The following is a 19,109-nucleotide window of genomic DNA, read 5'->3' as shown; positions in this document are numbered from 1 at the left end:
GGTGATTTTTCTTGGTAATTACGTTATTTTCAAGCAAGAGGTGGACAAAAGGTATTATATAGGTATTAATTACTCCACCAAAGGGGAATCACATGTCGCCGCAAATGCTGCCGCAAACCGAAATGCTGCGAGACGAAGCTGAAGGGCTGGACCTGCGTCCGGACCCCGATATTCTCGTACGCCTGCTCGACGCGCAGAAGGCTGCCCTAAACGGTCTGGACAACTGCATTGAAGATCTATCCTCGGGTGCAGCGATCCTTGCGGAAACAATCAGAAACAACGGTCGCATCTATTATGTCGCTGCGGGTTCTTCGGGCCTGATGGGGCTGGCGGATGGCGCCGAGCTGCCGGGCACATATGGGCTGTCCCCTGAATCGATCGCCATCTGCATGGCTGGTGGAGTGCCGACCGGCGCTGAAATGCCCGGTCATACCGAAGACGATGCAGAAACAGCCAGGGCCGCAACAGCCAAGATCAAACCCGGGGACTCGGTCATCGCCATTTCAGCAAGTGGCTCCACCCCCTATCCCGTGGGCTTCGTTCAGCATGCCCGTGCGGCGGGCGCCCGGATCATCTGCATTGCCAACAACAAAGATGCCCTGCTGTTCGAACATGCCGACTGCGCCATCTTTTTGGATACACCGCCAGAAATGATTGCAGGGTCAACCCGGATGGGTGCTGCTACGGCGCAGAAGGTGGCGTTGAACATGATGTCTACCCTGATGGGTATTCGACTGGGGCATGTCCATGACGGCATGATGGTCAATGTCATCGCAGACAATCGCAAACTGCGTCAGCGCGCTGAAGGCATTGTTCAGAACATTACCGGAGCCTCGGATCGCGCTGCAAGCGAGGCGCTGGATCAGGCCTCGGGCAACCTGAAACAGGCCGTTCTGCTGGCCGCAGGGGCAACTGATCTGACACAGGCAAAGCGATTGCTTGATAGCGCAGGCGGACATCTGCGCCCGGCGCTTGCACAAATTTAAACCAGAACAAAACATTAGGGAGAGAAGACAATGAAAAGAACATCACTAAGCGCAATTCTGCTTGCGTCCTCAGCTCTGGCTGGTGCCGCGCAGGCAGAAACGGTTCTGACAATCGAAAGCTGGCGCAATGACGATCTTGCCCTTTGGCAGGAAAAGATCATTCCGGCCTTTGAGGCACAAAACCCTGACATCAAGATCAAATTCACACCTTCCGCGCCAGCGGAATACAACGCCGCGCTGAATGCCAAACTGGATGCCGGTTCCGCCGGTGACCTGATTACCTGCCGCCCGTTTGATACTTCGCTGGGTCTGTACGAGGCCGGACATCTGGCGGATCTGTCTGATCTGAGCGGAATGGCCAATTTCTCGGATGTAGCAAAATCCGCCTGGCAGACCGATGACGGCTCGGCCTCGTTCTGCGTTCCGATGGCCTCAGTAATTCATGGCTTCATCTACAACAAAGATGCCTTCGAAGAGCTTGGCCTGTCCGTGCCGGAAACCGAAGAAGAGTTCTTTGCTGTCCTCGAAAAGATCAAGGAAGACGGAAACTACATTCCAATGGCCATGGGTACGAATGACCAGTGGGAAGCCGCCACCATGGGCTACAACAATATCGGCCCCAACTACTGGAAAGGCGAAGAAGGTCGTCTGGGCCTGATCGATGGATCGCAAAAACTGACGGACGAGCAGTGGGTTGCCCCTTATCGCCAACTGGCAAAATGGGGTGATTATCTGGGTGACGGGTACGAAGCACAGACCTATCCCGACAGCCAGAACCTGTTCACGCTTGGGCGCGCCGCCATCTATCCGGCAGGCAGCTGGGAAATCAGCGGCTTTAACAATCTGGCCGATTTCGAAATGGGTGCGTTCAAACCGCCCGTACCGGCAGCAGGTGATGATTGCTATATCTCCGATCACACTGATATCGCGATTGGCCTGAATGCCGCGTCTCCGAATGCCGAAGCGGCCCGGACCTTCCTTGATTGGGTCGGCTCGGAAGAGTTCGCAACGATCTATGCGAACGCCCTGCCCGGTTTCTTCTCGCTGTCCAGCTTTGATGTCCCCATGGAAGATCCGCTGGCGCAGGAGTTCGTCAGCTGGCGCGGAGATTGTGGGTCGACCATCCGCTCGACCTATCAGATCCTGTCGCGCGGAACACCAAACCTTGAAAACGAAACCTGGAACGCCTCTGCTCAGGTGATCAAGGGCGAGGAATCTCCCGAAGACGCCGGTAAGCGACTGCAGGATGGCCTGGCCACCTGGTACGCCCCGCATCAGTAAACCACTCACGACACCAATGGCTCCGGCTGTCAGGCCGGAGCCAACCTGAACTCTCGAGGCATGACATGGGCAATAGCCGGATCAAATGGCACATCGTGGTTTTTCTGGCACCTGCTGTGCTGGTTTACTCGGCCGTCATGGTCTTTCCACTGTTCAATACGCTGCGGTTGGCGCTTTACACCGAAGTTGACCAGACCCGCGTGTTTGTTGGCCTCGACAATTTCCGTACCCTGTTTGGCGACCCACTGTGGTCTGAATCCTTCTGGAACGCATTGGGTAACAACTTCTGGTTCTTCTTCATCCATATGCTGGTGCAAAATCCAATCGGAATTGCATTGGCCGCGATGCTCAGCCATCCACGATTGCGTTTTGCCGCTTTCTACCGTTCAGCCATCTTCATCCCGACAATCCTGTCCTTTGTAATCGTCGGATTTGCATGGAAGCTGATCCTGTCCCCGATCTGGGGCATCGCGCCGGATATGCTGGCTGCGGTTGGCCTCAAGTCCCTCTACGCCCCTTGGCTGGGGAAAGAGGAGTACGCTCTGACAACACTCGCGCTGGTCTCGGTCTGGCAATTCATCGGGATACCAATGATGCTGATCTATGCCGCGCTACTGTCGATCCCCGAAGAAATTCTTGAGGCCGCCGAGGTCGAGGGCATCACCGGAATGGCCGCCTTCTGGAAAATCAAACTCCCGCTGATCCTGCCATCGATCGGCATCATCTCGATCCTGACCTTTGTCGGTAACTTCAACGCATTCGACCTGATCTATGCTGCACAGGGCGCGCTTGCGGGGCCAGATTTCTCAACCGATATTCTGGGCACTTTCATGTACCGCACCTTCTTCGGCTTCCAGCTGCAACTGGGTGATCCGCATATGGGATCGGCAATTGCAACGGGCATGTTCGCGATCATCCTGACCGGAGTCTGCATCTACCTGTTCCTGATACAGACCCGTATCCGCCGGTATCAGTTCTGAGGGGGATGGGATCATGAACAAAGCCCGCAGAAACCCCTTCAACATCGCTGCCATGCATGGCGCGCTGATCCTGTACACGCTGATCGCGCTATTCCCGGTCTTTGTGATCGTGATCAACAGCTTCAAATCCCGAAAGGCGATCTTTCGTGAACCGCTGGCCCTGCCGGATGCCGAAACATTCTCGATGATCGGTTATCAGACGGTGATGAAACAGGGTGATTTCTTCCTGTATTTCCAGAACTCGATGATTGTGACCGTAGCGTCGTTGTTCTTCATCCTTCTGTTCGGAGCGATGGCGGCATTCGCGCTCAGCGAATACCGGTTCAAAGGCAACACTCTGATGGGGCTCTACCTGGCGTTGGGAATTATGATCCCGATCCGCATCGGTACAGTTGCGATCCTCGACATGATGGTGGCGACGGGGCTGGTAAACACGCTGATGGCGCTGATCCTCGTCTATACCGCACAAGGTCTGCCGCTGGCCGTCTTCATCCTTTCCGAATTCATGCGCCAGGTCAGCGATGATCTCAAAAACGCCGGCCGCATTGACGGGCTCAGCGAGTATACGATCTTCTTCCGGCTGGTTCTGCCACTGGTGCGTCCTGCGATGGCGACCGTGGCCGTGTTCAACATGATCCCGATCTGGAACGATCTGTGGTTCCCACTGATCCTGGCCCCTGCTGAGGAAACCAAAACGCTGACGCTGGGCAGCCAGGTCTTCATCGGACAGTTCGTCACCGACTGGAACGCGGTTCTGTCCGCGCTCAGCATGGCAATCCTGCCGGTGATGGTTCTGTATGTCATCTTCTCGCGACAACTGATCCGCGGCATTACTTCGGGGGCGGTCAAATGATCCGGGTTCTCATCGCAGGTCTGGGCAACATGGGGCTGAGCCATGCGCTGGCGCATCACCATCACGCTGACGCTATAATCGTTGGGCTGGTGAACCGATCCGGTACGGTCGATCACGCTGACCTGCAGTCATACCCGGTCTATACAGACTTCCATACGGCACTGGCCGAAACCAAGCCGGACCTGGCCGTGATAGCCACCTACTCCGACAGCCATGCCGATTTCGCCTGCGCAGCCATGGAGGCCGGGGCGCATGTATTCGTGGAAAAGCCGCTGGCAACTACAGTTGAAGATGCCCGTCGCGTCGTGGACAAGGCGGTTGAGACCAATCGCAAACTGGTCATCGGCTACATCCTGCGTCACCATCCGTCCTGGATGCGGCTGATCTCCGAAGCCCGTGATCTGGGTGGTCCCTATGTTTTCCGCCTCAATCTGAACCAACAATCGACCGGCCCGACCTGGGAGACGCACAAGGCTCTGATGCAGACCACCTCTCCCATCGTTGATTGCGGTGTCCACTATGTCGATGTGATGTGTCAAATCACCGACGCCATGCCCGTTCGCGTCAACGGAATGGGTCTGCGGCTGTCGGATGAGATCGCACCCGACATGTACAATTATGGCCAGTTCCAGGTGGTCTTTGAGGATGGCTCCGTTGGTTGGTACGAGGCCGGCTGGGGGCCAATGATGTCGGAAACCGCGTTTTTCGTGAAAGACATCGTTTCACCCAACGGTGCTGTATCGATCACCGAAGGCAACAAGGGCGATTCAGACGACGTGGACGGCCATACCAAAGTGGGTGGCATTCTGGTGCACAAACCTGGCGGAGATACCCTGATCGAAATGGAAGGCGAACCCGGCCATCAGGAACTCTGCGATGCGGAACAGGCTTACATGCTGAAAGCCATTGCCGATGATATCGACCTGACCCGCCACATGAGCGACGCGGTGCAATCCCTGCGCATCTGCCTTGCAGCCGATCAAAGCATAAGAACCGGCCAGCCGGTCGACCTGAAGGAGACGTAACGTGACCGCACTGACTCTGAGCAATGTGTGCAAGTCTTTCGGCCAGGTGGAGGTCCTGAAAAACATCGACCTGACCGTTGAGGAAAACGAATTCGTCGTATTCGTCGGTCCTTCGGGCTGCGGTAAATCTACGCTCCTGCGCGTAATCGCGGGATTGGAGGATGCGACATCGGGCACTGTCGAAATCGACGGGGAACGGGTCAATGACACACCGCCTGCCAAGCGCGGCATTGCCATGGTGTTCCAGTCATATGCGCTCTACCCCCACCTGACGGTCCGGGGCAACATGGCGCTGGGTCTCAAACAGGCCAGACATCCGAAGAGTGAGATTGACCGTCGCATCACCGAGGCCAGCAGGATGCTGTCTCTGAAACCGTATCTGGAACGCCGCCCAGCCGAACTGTCCGGTGGTCAGCGCCAGCGGGTTGCAATCGGTCGCGCGATCGTGCGGAATCCGAAACTGTTCCTTTTCGACGAACCCCTCTCAAATCTGGATGCGGCGCTCCGCCTGAACACACGGGTCGAAATTGCCAATCTGCACCGACAGATCAGTGCCAGCATGATCTACGTGACCCACGATCAGACCGAGGCGATGACGCTTGCGGACAAGATCGTGGTTCTCCGGGATGGCAGAGTCGAACAGATCGGCAGCCCGATGGAGCTGTACAACAACCCCGCCAATCGTTTTGTGGCCGAGTTCATCGGCTCTCCGGCCATGAATTTCGTACCGGGCGACATGATTGGCGGCAGCACCAATACCGTAGTTGGGATACGCCCTGAATACGCTCAACTCGGCGCAACCGGGCCGCTGTCAGGAACTGTTGTGCATGTCGAAAACCTGGGCGCAGACACCAACGTTCTGGTGAATATCGGTACGGATAAACCCTTCACCGTGCGCGCGTTTGGCCAGCACGATGTGTCCCCGGGCAGTGAAGTTGGCATCAATTTTGAAGCAGGCAATACGCTGACCTTCGGCACTGACGGGCTGAGGCTCTAGGTTTGCTCTACTTCTCGGACCGGCCCGAGCGTATAACGTAGACCAAAGCAGCGGCAAAAAGGACCGCCATCGCGTACCAGGTCAACGCATAGGACAGATGCGTGTTTCTGAACTTGACGATGGTAAGACCACCGCGAGGCCATGCCTCGGGCGCACCTGCATGTTCTGCGTCGATGAAATAGGGCAGCGTATCGCCAAGTCCCAGAGCCTTGGACATTGCCAGCGTATCGCGCGAAACCCAACGGTCATATCCCGGATCATTGCGCTCCAACAACGTGCCCTCGGGCTCAGTCGGGCGCAACAATCCGATTATGCGGGAATCCGTTTCAACCCAGTTCTCGGGTTGCTTCTGATCTGACGAAACAAAACCACGATTGACCCACAGCACCCCCTTGTCTGTTGTCATCGGTGACATGACCCAGAATCCGGGCCCCAATTCGGTAACCGCCTTGACCAATATCGCGCCAGTCGTCGGGAATTGACCATCAACAGAGGCACGCAAATAGGCATGCTGGTCTGGATCGAATACATCAGGCAGCGCGGCCGGTTCACCAAAGGCCCGGCTTTCAACAGCTTCGATTAGCTCTACTTTCCAGGCCAGCCGCCGCATCTGCCAGTTGCCCAGCAAAACAAAGACAACAATCAACACCGCCGACAGCCCCAACAGCAGCACGGTCACCCATCCGGGCCGTCGGGCGGTATTTTGATCGCTCATGGCAGGTTGCGAACCCGCTCGATCTGTTCATGTGCGGGCATCATGTTGGCATCCAGATTGAACATGACCCAGATCGACCCCGCGAGGACAATGACCAGCAGCAACACCGTCAAGCCAAGCGACATTGCCTGCCACCCCTCCTCGGCCTTCAGGGTAACGTGCAGAAAGTAATGAATGTGCACCAGCATCTGTGCCGCGCCCAGCGTGAAGATGATCGCAACAGCCCAGGCCGTATTGTCCATCACATCACCTAGTACGATCCAGAACGGGATCAGAGTCAGTACGACGGAAAGCAGGAAGCCGATGACATAGGATTTGAAGGTGCCGCCGGCCCCTTTTGCGTGATCGCTCATAGCAGGACCCCCGTCAGGTAGACCAAGGAAAAGACACCGATCCAGATCAGATCGAGGAAGTGCCAGAAAAGGGACAGGCACATGACCCGCCGCTTGTTTTCATGGGTCAGTCCATGCTGGCCCAGCTGAGCCAGAAGCACGAGCAACCAGATACTGCCACCCAGAACGTGCAGACCGTGCGTGCCCACCAGAATGAAGAACGACGACAGGAAGGCACTTGCCATCGGGGTCGCACCGATGTGCCAAAGGTGCTTGAACTCTTCGATTTCCAGATACAGGAACCCTGCGCCAAAAAGTCCTGTGACGATCAGCCAAAGAACAGTGCCGCGCAGGTCATCCATCTCCATCCTCAGAACAGCGAACCCGTACGTGATCGACGAGAAGAGCAGCGCAAAGGTGGCGACCAAAATCATCTCGATATCGAACAGGTCGACAGGGGCCGGACCGGCCGCATAGTTGCGGCCCAGAACAGCGTAGGTTGCGAAGAGAATGCCGAAGATCAGGCAATCGCTCATCAGATAGATCCAGAACCCAAGCATGGTTCCGTTTTCGTGATGCTCTTCGTGATCGTCCCCGTGATGGGGATCTTCGATGACGAAGAATTCTTTCGGCTGATCCGTACTTGTATCCGTCATTATTCCGCAGCCCCCGCCAGCAGTTGTGTCCGCTGGTCTTCGATACCCTTCACTTCATCTGCCGGGACATAGTAGTCGCGGTCGTAGTTGAACGTATGACCGATGCCATAGACCAGCGTCGCAGCGAAACTGACAGCCGCCAGCCACCAGATATGCCAGATCAAAGCAAAGCCCATGACGGTCAGGAACCCGGCCATAACAACGCCTGTGGCCGTATAGCGCGGCATGTGGATCGGAACGAACCCATCGGTGGGTCGCACGAACCCTTCGCGCTTCATCTGAGTGAAGGCGTCCAGCTCATAGACACGCGGCGTGAAGGCGAAGTTGTAGTAAGGCGGTGGTGAAGAGGTCGACCATTCCAGCGTACGTCCATTCCACGGATCGCCCGTGACATCGCGCAGCGCATCACGATTGCGGATAGAGACATAAATCTGCACCAGGAACGCCGCGATACCTGCTGCAACGAACAACGCGCCAACCAGAGCGATCACGAAATAGACCGAATAGAAGGTGGTCTCGAACTGACTGATACGGCGGGTCACACCCATCAGGCCCAGCACGTAAAGCGGCATGAAGGCCAGATAGAACCCGATCAGCCAGCACCAGAAACTGACCTTGCCCCAGAATGGCTCCAGCTTGAATCCGAACGCTTTGGGCCACCAGTAGATGATGCCAGCAAAGATACCGAATACTACGCCGCCGATGATCACATTGTGGAAATGCGCGATCAGGAACAGCGAGTTATGCAGTACGTAGTCTGCTGGGGGCACCGCCAGCAGAACGCCGGTCATACCGCCAATCACGAAGGTCAGCATAAAGCCCATGACCCACAGCATCGGGGTCTCGAACCGGATGCGGCCTTTGTACATGGTGAACAACCAGTTGAAGATCTTGGCCCCGGTCGGGATCGAGATGATCATAGTTGTAATACCAAAGAAGGCGTTCACGTTGGCCCCTGCCCCCATGGTGAAGAAATGGTGCAGCCATACGATATAGCTGAGCACCATGATCACGCAGGTCGCATAAACCATCGAGGTATAACCGAACAGCCGCTTGCCGGTGAAGGTCGGTACGATTTCCGAGAATATTCCAAAGATGGGCAGGATCAGGATGTAGACCTCGGGGTGACCCCAAATCCAGATGAGGTTCACATACATCATCGGATTGCCGCCCAGATCATTGGTAAAGAAATGGGTACCCAGATAGCGGTCCGCCGTCAGCAGTGCCAACGTTGCGGCCAAAACAGGGAAGGTCACAACGATCAGAATGTTGGTACACAGGGTCGTCCAGACAAAGACCGGCATCTTCATCAGTGTCATACCCGGCGCGCGCATCTTGATGATCGTTACCACAAGGTTGATGCCTGACAGAGTTGTCCCGATCCCGGCAATGTTCAGCGACCAGAGGTAATAGTCCATGCCGACGCTCGGACTGTATTCGAGCCCCGAGAAAGGCGCATAGGCCAGCCAGCCCGCAGTCGAGAACTCACCCACAAACAGCGACAGCATAATCAGGACCGCACCCGAGATGGTCAGCCAAAGGCTGAGGTTGTTCAGGAACGGAAAGGCCACATCGCGCGCGCCGATCTGCAGCGGCATAACGTAGTTCATGAAGCCGGTTACAAAGGGCATCGCCACGAAAAAGATCATGATAACGCCATGGGCGGTGAAGATCTGGTCGTAGTGGTGCGCGTTCAGATAACCCTCGCCTCCACTGGCGGCGATGGCCTGATGACCCCGCATCAGCAGCGCATCCGCAAAGCCACGCAGCAACATGATCAGACCCAGAACCATGTACATGATCCCGATCTTCTTATGGTCGATGCTGGTAAACCATTCCTTCCAGAGATAACCCCAAAGGCGATAGTAGGTCAGCGCTCCGACAACGGCCAAACCGCCGAGCATGACAACGATGAACGTGACCAGCACGATCGGCTCGTAGAAGGGAAACACGCCCCAGGACAGCTTGCCCCAGAATGGGTCCACACCCGAAACAAGGGCGATACCGTCAGCGACTTCGTGAGATAGCGACATAGCGTTATCTTTCCAGTTCTTATTCGTTTCAGGTCAGTTCGCGGCCGCCGGGGGAACCAGCGTCATCGCAGTGATAATTTCGTCTTCGCGGATGCGCATTTCGGGACGGATCATCGCCATCAGCGCACCGGGGTCATCGGCCGAGCAGATGCCACGGAACATTTCACGGTTCCAAAGCCCCTCAAGGCCACCACCGCCCAAGGCATCCACCATCATCATGTCATTGAGGCAAAGCGTATCATCCTCGATGCACAGATTGACGATCTTGTCCCACAATCCGTCTTCGACCGTGTTGTAGTAGGTCACAGGGTGGGAAATGCTGGGCTGGTTCAGTTGAGCGAGTGATTCCCGGTCCAACTCGGTTCCCTGCGCGCGCACCTGTTCAACCCAGGCATCAAAATCTGCCTGATCCTTGCCATGGAACTTAAAGCGCATCTGCGAAAAACCTTCGCCGCTGTAATTGGCCGAGAAACCGTCATAAATGCCGGCTTCGTTGATCACCGCATTCAACTCGGTCTGCATACCAGACATGGCATAGATCTGTCCTGCAAGCGCCGGCACGAAGAACGAATTCATAACGGTGGTCGATGTGATTTCGAACTTGATCGGCCGGTCCACGATCGCAACGACTTCGTTGACAGTGGCAATCCCCTCTTCCGGGTAGATGAACAGCCATTTCCAGTCCATTGCCGAAACCTGAACCACCATCGGTTCGACAGATTCGTCGATCTCTTCAACCGCTGAAATCCGCCTCAACGGCTCAAATGGATCCAGCCTGTGGGTCGCGACATAGGTCAGCCCGGCAAGACAGATGATGATCGCCAAGGGCACGGACCAGATGATGATCTCAAGACTGGTCGAATGATCCCAGTCCGGCTCATACGTCGCATCCTTATTCGACTCGCGGTACTTCCATGCGAAGAATACGGTCAACGCCATGACCGGAACGATCACGATCAGCATCAGGACCGTTGAGTACAAAATCAGGTCCGCCTGCTGAACGGCGACATCGCCGGAAGGATCGAGGACAACCATGTCGCACCCTGCCAGTGCGATTAGCGACAACAATGCTGCCGCGGGAAATGCGCGCTTCATTTTCTTGCGTCTCTTGGATCGGTTTTGGACTGAAGAGTTGCTAAGCTGGCGAGACATTCACGTACCTCTGCTTGCGAGGCCCCTTGTGCTGTTTTCTATGTCGTGGTGCAATGCGACAAATGATGACCCACAGAATTACCTTTGGCTTGGTGCTCCGGGAACGATGGGTATCCCGAACATTCGAGACAGGAGTATATCATGACCAGCGTTGATAACACACCACGCTACTCAGCTACGATTGACGAGGTGATCACCACCGTCGTCATGGCGCGAGTAACTGATTTCTTTGGATTTTTTGTCTATGCTATCGCTTCGGCCCTGGTATTTCCCCAATTGTTTTTTCCGATGCTCGACCCGCTGTCTGGTACGCTGGCGTCATTTGCGATCTTTTCTCTCGCATTTCTCGCACGCCCCGTCGCAAGCCTTTTGGGTCGAACCTTGCAGTACAAAATAGGCCGGGTCGGCAAGGTGTCACTCGCGCTTTTGCTGCTGGGAACGTCCACTGTCGCCATCGGTTTGCTGCCGGGATATGAGAAAATCGGCTGGCTCGCGCCTGTTTTATTGGCTGTTTTGCGCATTCTTCAGGGTCTTGGACTCGGTGGCGCCTGGGACGGATTGACGCTGCAGCTACAAAGCGCTGCGCCAAAAAACCGCAAGGGCCTCTATGCCATGGTACCCCAACTGGGCGGACCTATCGGATTCGTTGTGGCCGCTTCGATATTCTTCGTTCTCAACGGTTTTCTGACAGAAGAAGAGTTCATCAAGTGGGGCTGGCGGTTCGCATTCTTCGCAGTAATGGCGGTGAATGTCGTATCCCTCTATGCTCGCGTCCGGTTGCTGAATGCCGATCTGGGCGTTGAGCCAGAAGTCACGGAATCTGCACCTCTGAAAGAGCTGGTTCAGAACGAGGGCAGAACCATCCTGCTTTCGGCCTTCCTGCCTCTGGCCAGCTATGCGCTGTTCCACATGGTCACGGTGTTCCCGCTTGCATTCGCAGCCATCTATGAGCGGTTCGAGATCACCGAGGTTCTGACCGTGCAGTTGATTGGCGGTACGCTGGCGATCCTGACAGTGATTGCATCGGGCATTCTGGCGGACATGTACAACCGGCGCACAGTGATCAAAATCAGCACGGTTCTGATCGTCCTGCTCAGCCTGTTGATCGGAACATTGGCCCATTATCCGTACGCCTATATCCTGTTCGGCTTCCTCGTGCTGGGCCTGTCATACGGTCAGGCAAGCGCCATTGTGCCAAAGCGCTTTCCGAAGAAATACCGCTATTCCGGTTCCGCTATGGCGACGAACCTGTCCTGGATTTTCGGAGCAGCCTTTGCGCCCCTGGTGGGAATCGGGCTGACTGCAGTATTCGGCCTGTGGGCTGCAGGACTGTATCTGCTTTCGGGTGCGCTGGTGACATTTGGCGCGCTTAGCCTGCTGAACAAACGCGATTCAGACGACAGATCAGCTTGATCAACGAAAATGTTCACCGGGTAAGCGATGAATGCTTGCCCGGCGAGCGACGTGAGGCAAACTTAGCTATTCGGCAGCTTCAACCCGAATGGATCTGATCGAAGGATCTGTGCGCCCGTAGGCGGCCAGAATTCGACCACTCCACTTCTGGGCGATGTAGTCTGCCATGAAACGAGATGGCGCCATCAGGGTTGCGACGCCCCCTGCCCTCTCGACCTCAGTAAGGTGCTGAAACCAACTTGACCAGAGTTCAGGGTCGCGCCCATGCAGGGCCGCCTGAACGGCGCTCCAGACTTCGTCACCGTCTGTCTGAGCTAGGGGTGACTTAACTGCGAATGGAACTATGTTCGATGGTTCAACCTCCGGCTCATGTCCCATTCGTTCCGCAAAGTCTGTGCCAATGACAGGCCAAACCGTAGACGTATCCAGCATGATCTGTTTGAGGTCCAGCTCGTAAACGGCAACGCGTCCGCGAACAGCCGGGCGCTTAACCGCTATCCAGCCCAAACCACGTAGCTTGGCCATTTCTCTTTTGACCGTGCGCTCATCGACAGACCAAAGGCGGGCAATTTCTTCCCGCCCAATCGACAACTCATTGTTACGCCAGTTGTATCGCGTGGTGATCAGGCTCATGATTCGCAGAATGCTGCGCTGACGATGCTTGTCACCGGATAAGGCATGGACAGCCAAAGCCGATAAAATATCATACTTGAGGGCTGGCGCATTTCGGCCAACCGGCTTTGAAAGCTGCATCCGGGTCCTCACCGTCTCGATCTGCCTCGTGCGGGTTAGTCCGCATCGTTAGCGCCGTTTCCCAACGCTTTTCGTAATGTTGTCCTGATTAGCGTCCAATGTGACGATTCTGTCAAGAGCTCTCTGAAATTGATGTAATTCGGAGCCCCATTCCGATCTAAAAATATAAATAGATTGGTGAAGTATTGGTGATGGGGGACATCTTGTGCGTCCCCCTATTTGAGAGGTTTGTCCCCCCAAATCGGGCGGAGCTCTCCGATCTGTCCCCCTAAATCTTGTGCACTAAGCCAAGCGATGGGTGAACGCAGGGAGGTCTCCTCTCCGAATCGGTCGGGCGTCGAAAACCCCTTAGTTTCTTACCCGCGGGTAAGATTGGGATTTCATAATAATTTCTTTTGCCAAAAACGCAAACCAAGCGTAAAAAGCGAATAGGCAAAAATTTACGTCCAATAAAAGAGAGCTGAGGCATGTACACGCACGAAGACCTGAATGCATTGCGCAATCAATCCCTGAAGTTGCAGGGTTGGATTCGCCAGCAAACTTTCAGCCCCGAGATGGAGAAGACGCTGCGCCGGTTTTCCAGCTGGGAAGTTTCCGAGCTGATATTTCGGGTGAACCAGTCAACCTTTCGCGGCAAGCTGGCCGCTGACCCTTCTCTGCCCGGAGGAGAGGTGGAGCCAGACGGCCGGCAACGTTGGTTCAGCCTTGAGGAGGTCAATGAGCTGCGTCGACGGCTCAAGGTCAATCGCAGATCCCTGATGCCGCCACGTCCTGTAGGAAAGCGGGCTATCCGTGCGGCAGTCGCGAACTTCAAGGGTGGCGCCGGCAAATCGACTGTCGCATTGCATCTAGCGCATGCCGCCGCTCTGGATGGGTATCGCGTGCTGGTGGTAGATTTCGACCCCCAGGCGACGCTGAGCCATTCCATGGGTCTAACGGATGTGGCCGAGGACTTCACCGTCTGGGGCATCATGGCGCGGGACCTGATCCGCGAGACCGAGCGGATGAACAACCGCCCGGCGGCCGCTGAATCCGGAACCGCCCTGCCCCGCCGCGAGTTGCCGCCCTCGATCACCGACATGGGTCTTGGTGACCTGCGCATCGCAGACTTTATCAAACAAAGCTCATGGTCGACCATCGATGTCATCCCCTCCTGCGCCAACGCTGCCTTCGTTGAATTTGCCTCTGCGCAGTATCGGCATCTGAATCCGGAATGGTCGTTCTTTGCCGCGGTGTCCCGATATCTCGATCAGATTCCCGACGATGCCTATGACCTGATCCTGTTCGATTGTCCTCCGGCCATTGGGTATCAGTCGATGAATGCGGTCTTCGCTGCTGACATGCTCTATGTGCCGTCCGGCCCAGGATATTGGGAATATGACTCGACCACGTCTTTCATTGGTCAATTGGCTGAGGCGCTCGAAGACCTTGCCTATGGTTTCGACAAGACCTTACCCACGGGTAAGATTGGTCTGCCCAAGACATTCTGTGAACTGCGCTTCTTGTTGACACGTTATGAACCCGGAAACGCACTGCACCTTGCCATGTTCGATGCGTTCCGCAAGGTTTTCGGCGAACACGTTGCCGAGCACCCTGTCGAGATGACCCGCGCAGTTGAGCAGTCAGGCCGCTTCCTGAGCTCGGTCTATGAAATGGACTACCGCGAAATGACGCGAGAGACCTGGCGGCGCGCACGATCGACCTTTGACAATGTATATGAAGAATTCCGGGGCGTAATGTTGTCGGCCTGGGACAAGCTGGAGGATGACGCATGAGCCGTAAACGCAGAATGTTCGATATCGATATGCCGGCTGTTGAGGATATACCGGTTGGCAAGGTTCCTGACAAAGTGCTCGAAAAACGTCGCGGTCCAATGGCCGCTGCGATTTCCGAAAATGCGGATGCGTTGCGGGACCAACAATCTACAGAAGATGCAATTCGGTCCGAGAATGATCGATTGGCGCATGAGCTTGTCCGTTTACGTTCCGAAGGTCTTGTGACTGAGCAAATTGCATTATCCGATGTGATGACTGAAAAGCTGACACGTGATCGCAAACCCGGCCCTGATCCCGAACTGGATGAGCTCAAACTTTCAATCCAGGAGATTGGCCTGTCCAACCCGATCCGTGTTGAACGTCGACCCGATGGACGATTTGACCTGATTCAAGGAATGCGGCGTCTCTCGGCATATCGCGCCCTGTACGAGGAAACCGGTGATGAAGCCTATGCCAAAATCCCTGCAGGTATCGCCGAAGCGTCAGAGCTGAACGACAGCTATCGCCGTATGGTGGATGAAAATCTGATCCGCAAGGATATCTCCTTCGCTGAAATGGGTGCACTCGCGCGGGCATTTGCAGATGATCCGAACAACGATTGTGTGGATGTCGATAAGGCTGTGTCGATCCTGTTCAAGTCGGCGAGCTACACGAAGCGCAGCTATATTCGGGCTTTCGCCAGCCTTCTTGCCTTGCTGGAGAAAGTGCTGATGCATCCCAACGACATTCCGCGCAATGTAGGTGTGGAACTCAAGCGCAAGTTTGATACAGATCCCGGCCTTATCGGGCAGGTGAGCTCTGCGTTGATGAGTGAACCTGACCGGGACAGTAGCCGTGAAGTTGCCATTTTACGCAGCTTTTTAAACACAGAAGCTGCCGAGCCAACCAAGAATGTTACGAAGAACAACAGCAAACCACGTCGAGCCAAGACAACGTTTCAGGTGTCTGGACGGGCAGGGATCGCAAAGTGTTCGGCATCGAGCGGGCGTATTGATCTGCGGTATGATCTCGATTTCACACGAGTTGACAGGGCCCGATTGGAACAGGCCATCTCGACACTTATTGCGGATCTCTGGGAAGAGGATGATCTTACCCACGGGTAAGAAAGTGATACCTGGCTTGAATTTCAGCAATGGCGTCGGAGAGAGTTCCGGCGCCATTTTGTTTGCAAACTATCCCAGCAGATCTGTCGCCGGATTCTCGGCAATATCGACGTCATCGTAGTATTTCTGGGCCTGTGCGAGCGAGCGATGCAGGGAGAGGCGCATTGCGGCCTGGATCGGCGCGCCGTCTAGAGCCGCCTGTGTCAGGAAGCCGGAGCGCAGCCCGTGCGGTGAGGCATAGTCTTCGGGCAGGCCCGCCAGTTTCAGTCGGTGCCGGATAATCTGATAGATCGCATCTGGTGACAGGCGGCGCTTGAGTACGCGATCCGCTTTGGAGACAGGGCGGAACAGAGGCCCATCGCGAATTTCGCCAAACTCGATCCAATGGACCAGCGCCTGTGCGGCACGCCCCTTGAGCACCAACCGGGGTGTCTCACCTTTCTGGGTTGTTTTGGTTTCTAGCAGCGAAAGCCAGATCAGCCCAGCCTTGTTGAAATCCTTCAGACTGACATCCTCGCACCGCAATCCGGCAATCTCGGAACGTCGTCGCCCACCCGAGGCCCAGCCCAACATTAGCAAAGCCCGGTCACGGCAATCCCGACGGCTGCCGCGGCAGGTGGCCAGAAGCCGCTCGAGAATGCCACGCGTGATAGGATGGGCAGATTTCGGGGCAGGGGGGCGGGCCGTAGCCCGGCGTGCCTTGGCGCGCGCCTGTTTGACCTGGGGCGCATCAAAAGGGCTGGTCAGGTTCTTCATCCGGTGGAACGCCAGCCAGGACGCGATGCGCCGGTCCAGCGTGGACGAGGCCGGGCAGGTTAGCGTCTTGCGCAGTCCCTGCGCGATCAGCATCTCTGCGGTTTGTCGGGCGATGTCCGCCTCAGATGCGCTGCTGAGATCGCGGGCGTGATCGATAATAAAAGCGAGCGCTGTGGCCTCGGATTCCGGCCAGGCCAGTGCGGCACCAAACCGGGCAGATTTCCATGCTGTGATGTAGACCAGATCACGTTCGTAAGCCCGCAAAGTGTTTACCGGGGTTCCTCGGACATACAGGTCACTCAGCGCCTCCTGATCGACGAGCGTTAGGGCAGGGGTAGTGGCTGGTAGATATTGGACAGGAGGCTTCATGACCGCCATTCTGTGCCGATTTTCTGGTGAAATCAATCATACATGATAATTGGTACTTATCATATCTAATATTGAGTGAGTCAAATTTCTAATGTAATAAACAAAATATGCAAATAATGCGCATAAAGATGGCAGGCATATTGTAAACCAATAAAACTACTGGAAACTGTCGCAATTTCTGAACGATGCTGAAGGAGGCCGAAGAACAGCCGTCACCCTGTCAAATGCATAGGCTGCTGCTGCAGGGAGATTTCGGGCGTTAGTCGATCTCTGGGCATCACGCAAACTGGGTCAATGCCTGCCCAATTAGCTTTTAAGCGGTGTTTGAGTGTCGAAGCTCGGCTTTGGTCGACCTTTGGTTTGATGAAGCGATGGGTCGGTTTCGACAAGGTGTTGACGCTATGACCCGTAGGTAAGACAGCTCGTCATGAGCAAACGTGTTTCGAAAGCCTACTTGAATGGATACTGTTCTTTGCGATCAGTGATTTTATACGCCGTTTGAGCCTAACGTCGTTTCGTACCGGGGGTGTGCGAGTTTGAATACTTGTTGGCGGGGCGCGGCATCATAGTCAGTCACGAAACGATTTGTTCATGGTGATTAAACTCGGACCTCAATTGGGAAGGTGTTTTCGCAGTAAGCTGCTCAAATACCGGGTCTGACCTGATTGATGTTGACCGATACAAGACAAAGCCAAAAGTCCAAGATCGGGTTCAAAGACGGTTTCGCAATGAGCGGCAAGCTTTCCGCAGTATCCACACTCGGTGACGGCTGGCGTTTCTATGCCGGGAATGATCTTCTAAAGTTGCATCCTTGTTTCTTAGAGACCGCTGCGTCGTGGCCATGCTGAAGAAAAACGAATTGACCGAGATTCTGGTTCTGGTCACGCCGCATTTCAATCTTGCGGCGACGATGGCGTTTTTGGACCCATTCAGGGCTGCAAACTACCTAGCTGGAAAACAGCTTTTTCAGTGGAGTATAGCGTGTGAAACCGGCGCGCTTTGCCAAGCCAGCAACGGGGTGGAAGTTGCAGTCAGGCCGCTGGATTCCATTAAGCAATCACGACCAGACATAGTCGTTGCGTCCAGCAGTTGGACGCCCGAAGCTTTCACCAGTGAGCCCCTCCTTTCTGCGATACGCAAATACGCACGGACTGGCAGCTATGTTGCAGGGATCGATACCGCGGCCTTCATCCTGGCCGAAGCAGGTCTCTTGCGGGGGCGACGTGCCACCGTCCATTACGAGCATATAGATGCTTTCGGTGAGAAATATCCAGAGACTGAGGTGTGTGAGGATTTGTTCCTTCACGAAGGCAATATCGGTACTTGTTGCGGCGGGGCTGCAACCGGCGAATTTGCACTGTTTCTGCTGCACGGGATTGTCGGCGATGCACTGACAAACGATTGCGCAAAATATCTGTTCTATCCCAATCTTCGTGGGCTGGGCGCACATCAGACCGACAGCCAACTGGAACCTCTGGGAAACACGGCGCCGCCCAAGGTTCGGAAAGCGATCGCGATCATGGAACAGCACTTGGAAACGCTGATTACCATTCCCGAGCTGTGCAGGCTTGCTGGGGTTTCTCAGCGTCAGTTGAACCGCCTGTTCCAGGAGTATGTGAAGACCAGTCCGCAATTGTATTACCGGGATATCCGGTTGGACCGGTCGAGGGGGTTGGTCACACAGACAGAGCTGCCCATCTCCGAAGTTGCGCAGGCCTGCGGATTTCCCAGCCAGGTCCATTTTGCACGGGCTTACAAGCAACGCTTTGGTCTGCCTCCCAGTCAGGATCGGATCGAGGGCAGGGTACCGTTCGAGTTTCGGGCCTGGCCGATGTACCGTCCGGCTGTGGGTATAAGGGATGGCGAATAAAGTTTAGTTTGTGGCGATTAGACTGCCCGCACCATTGTGGTTTTTGGCAGATCATACCTT

17 protein-coding genes are annotated in these 19,109 nt (G+C 55.4%); 10 read left to right on the top strand and 7 right to left on the bottom strand.

What is annotated here, in order from left to right:
- Positions 1-92: 92 nt before the first annotated feature.
- The 6 genes from GOX61_RS14095 (at position 93) to GOX61_RS14070 (ending at position 6,122) form a co-directional block, all read left to right on the top strand.
- Positions 93-986 carry an N-acetylmuramic acid 6-phosphate etherase gene (locus GOX61_RS14095; RefSeq protein WP_254436867.1) on the top strand — a complete coding sequence of 298 codons (894 nt, stop codon included), beginning with the start codon at positions 93-95 and terminating at the stop codon, positions 984-986.
- 30 nt (positions 987-1,016) lie between these two features.
- Complete coding sequence (locus tag GOX61_RS14090) at positions 1,017-2,267, top strand: ABC transporter substrate-binding protein (RefSeq protein ID WP_155149455.1); 1,251 nt, start codon at positions 1,017-1,019, stop codon at positions 2,265-2,267.
- A 65-nt stretch (positions 2,268-2,332) separates the two neighbouring features.
- Positions 2,333-3,247 (top strand): carbohydrate ABC transporter permease, encoded by a 915-nt coding sequence (locus tag GOX61_RS14085; protein WP_155149453.1) that lies wholly within the window; start codon positions 2,333-2,335, stop codon positions 3,245-3,247.
- 13 nt (positions 3,248-3,260) lie between these two features.
- Positions 3,261-4,100 carry a carbohydrate ABC transporter permease gene (locus GOX61_RS14080; protein WP_155149451.1) on the top strand — a complete coding sequence of 280 codons (840 nt, stop codon included), beginning with the start codon at positions 3,261-3,263 and terminating at the stop codon, positions 4,098-4,100.
- A complete protein-coding gene (locus tag GOX61_RS14075) occupies positions 4,097-5,125 on the top strand; it encodes a Gfo/Idh/MocA family protein (RefSeq protein WP_170334667.1) in 1,029 nt (342 codons plus the stop codon). The genes GOX61_RS14080 and GOX61_RS14075 overlap by 4 nt, the downstream gene beginning before the upstream one ends.
- 1 nt (position 5,126) lies before the next feature.
- Positions 5,127-6,122, top strand: coding sequence for an ABC transporter ATP-binding protein (locus GOX61_RS14070; protein WP_170334665.1), 996 nt, complete (start codon positions 5,127-5,129; stop codon positions 6,120-6,122).
- A 7-nt stretch (positions 6,123-6,129) separates the two neighbouring features.
- Here the strand turns inward: GOX61_RS14070 and GOX61_RS14065 are convergent, their stop codons facing one another.
- Genes GOX61_RS14065 through cyoA form a run of 5 tightly spaced genes read right to left on the bottom strand, consistent with a single transcriptional unit; the run spans position 6,130 to position 10,953 of the window.
- Positions 6,130-6,837, bottom strand: coding sequence for an SURF1 family protein (locus GOX61_RS14065; protein WP_170334663.1), 708 nt, complete (start codon positions 6,835-6,837; stop codon positions 6,130-6,132).
- Positions 6,834-7,190, bottom strand: a complete 357-nt coding sequence (gene cyoD, locus GOX61_RS14060) for a cytochrome o ubiquinol oxidase subunit IV (protein ID WP_155149445.1) — start codon at positions 7,188-7,190, stop codon at positions 6,834-6,836. Before cyoD ends, GOX61_RS14065 begins: the two co-directional genes overlap by 4 nt.
- On the bottom strand, positions 7,187-7,825 hold the full coding sequence (cyoC, locus tag GOX61_RS14055; protein ID WP_170334661.1) for a cytochrome o ubiquinol oxidase subunit III: 639 nt from the start codon (positions 7,823-7,825) through the stop codon (positions 7,187-7,189). The genes cyoD and cyoC overlap by 4 nt, the downstream gene beginning before the upstream one ends.
- Positions 7,825-9,858 (bottom strand): cytochrome o ubiquinol oxidase subunit I, encoded by a 2,034-nt coding sequence (gene cyoB / locus GOX61_RS14050; protein WP_170334659.1) that lies wholly within the window; start codon positions 9,856-9,858, stop codon positions 7,825-7,827. Before cyoB ends, cyoC begins: the two co-directional genes overlap by 1 nt.
- A gap of 33 nt (positions 9,859-9,891) precedes the next feature.
- Complete coding sequence (gene cyoA, locus GOX61_RS14045; protein WP_170334657.1) at positions 9,892-10,953, bottom strand: ubiquinol oxidase subunit II; 1,062 nt, start codon at positions 10,951-10,953, stop codon at positions 9,892-9,894.
- A 198-nt stretch (positions 10,954-11,151) separates the two neighbouring features.
- On the opposite strand from cyoA, the gene GOX61_RS14040 reads away from it, so the two are divergent.
- The gene (locus tag GOX61_RS14040; RefSeq protein ID WP_170334655.1) at positions 11,152-12,423 is read left to right on the top strand and encodes an MFS transporter; all 1,272 of its coding nucleotides are present in this window, start codon (positions 11,152-11,154) and stop codon (positions 12,421-12,423) included.
- Between the two features lie 66 nt (positions 12,424-12,489).
- On the opposite strand, the gene GOX61_RS14035 is transcribed toward GOX61_RS14040, so the two are convergent.
- Positions 12,490-13,176 (bottom strand): DnaA N-terminal domain-containing protein, encoded by a 687-nt coding sequence (locus GOX61_RS14035; RefSeq protein WP_170334653.1) that lies wholly within the window; start codon positions 13,174-13,176, stop codon positions 12,490-12,492.
- A gap of 467 nt (positions 13,177-13,643) precedes the next feature.
- On the opposite strand from GOX61_RS14035, the gene GOX61_RS14030 reads away from it, so the two are divergent.
- Both GOX61_RS14030 and GOX61_RS14025 read left to right on the top strand, forming a co-directional pair.
- A complete protein-coding gene (locus GOX61_RS14030) occupies positions 13,644-14,951 on the top strand; it encodes an AAA family ATPase (RefSeq protein WP_155149432.1) in 1,308 nt (435 codons plus the stop codon).
- Complete coding sequence (locus GOX61_RS14025) at positions 14,948-16,054, top strand: ParB/RepB/Spo0J family partition protein (RefSeq protein ID WP_170334651.1); 1,107 nt, start codon at positions 14,948-14,950, stop codon at positions 16,052-16,054. Before GOX61_RS14030 ends, GOX61_RS14025 begins: the two co-directional genes overlap by 4 nt.
- A 69-nt stretch (positions 16,055-16,123) precedes the next feature.
- Here GOX61_RS14025 and GOX61_RS14020 read toward each other — a convergent pair whose 3' ends face one another.
- The gene (locus GOX61_RS14020; protein WP_170334649.1) at positions 16,124-17,179 is read right to left on the bottom strand and encodes a tyrosine-type recombinase/integrase; all 1,056 of its coding nucleotides are present in this window, start codon (positions 17,177-17,179) and stop codon (positions 16,124-16,126) included.
- 841 nt (positions 17,180-18,020) lie between these two features.
- Here GOX61_RS14020 and GOX61_RS14015 point away from each other — a divergent pair.
- Positions 18,021-19,049 (top strand): GlxA family transcriptional regulator, encoded by a 1,029-nt coding sequence (locus GOX61_RS14015; RefSeq protein ID WP_170334647.1) that lies wholly within the window; start codon positions 18,021-18,023, stop codon positions 19,047-19,049.
- The last annotated feature ends 60 nt before the right edge of the window (positions 19,050-19,109 follow it).

It is taken from the genome of Ruegeria arenilitoris (genome assembly GCF_013030265.1).
Taxonomy (GTDB): domain Bacteria; phylum Pseudomonadota; class Alphaproteobacteria; order Rhodobacterales; family Rhodobacteraceae; genus Ruegeria; species Ruegeria arenilitoris_E.
Note: the sequence above shows the minus strand (reverse complement) of the source record. Positions and strands in the feature narration are given on the sequence as shown.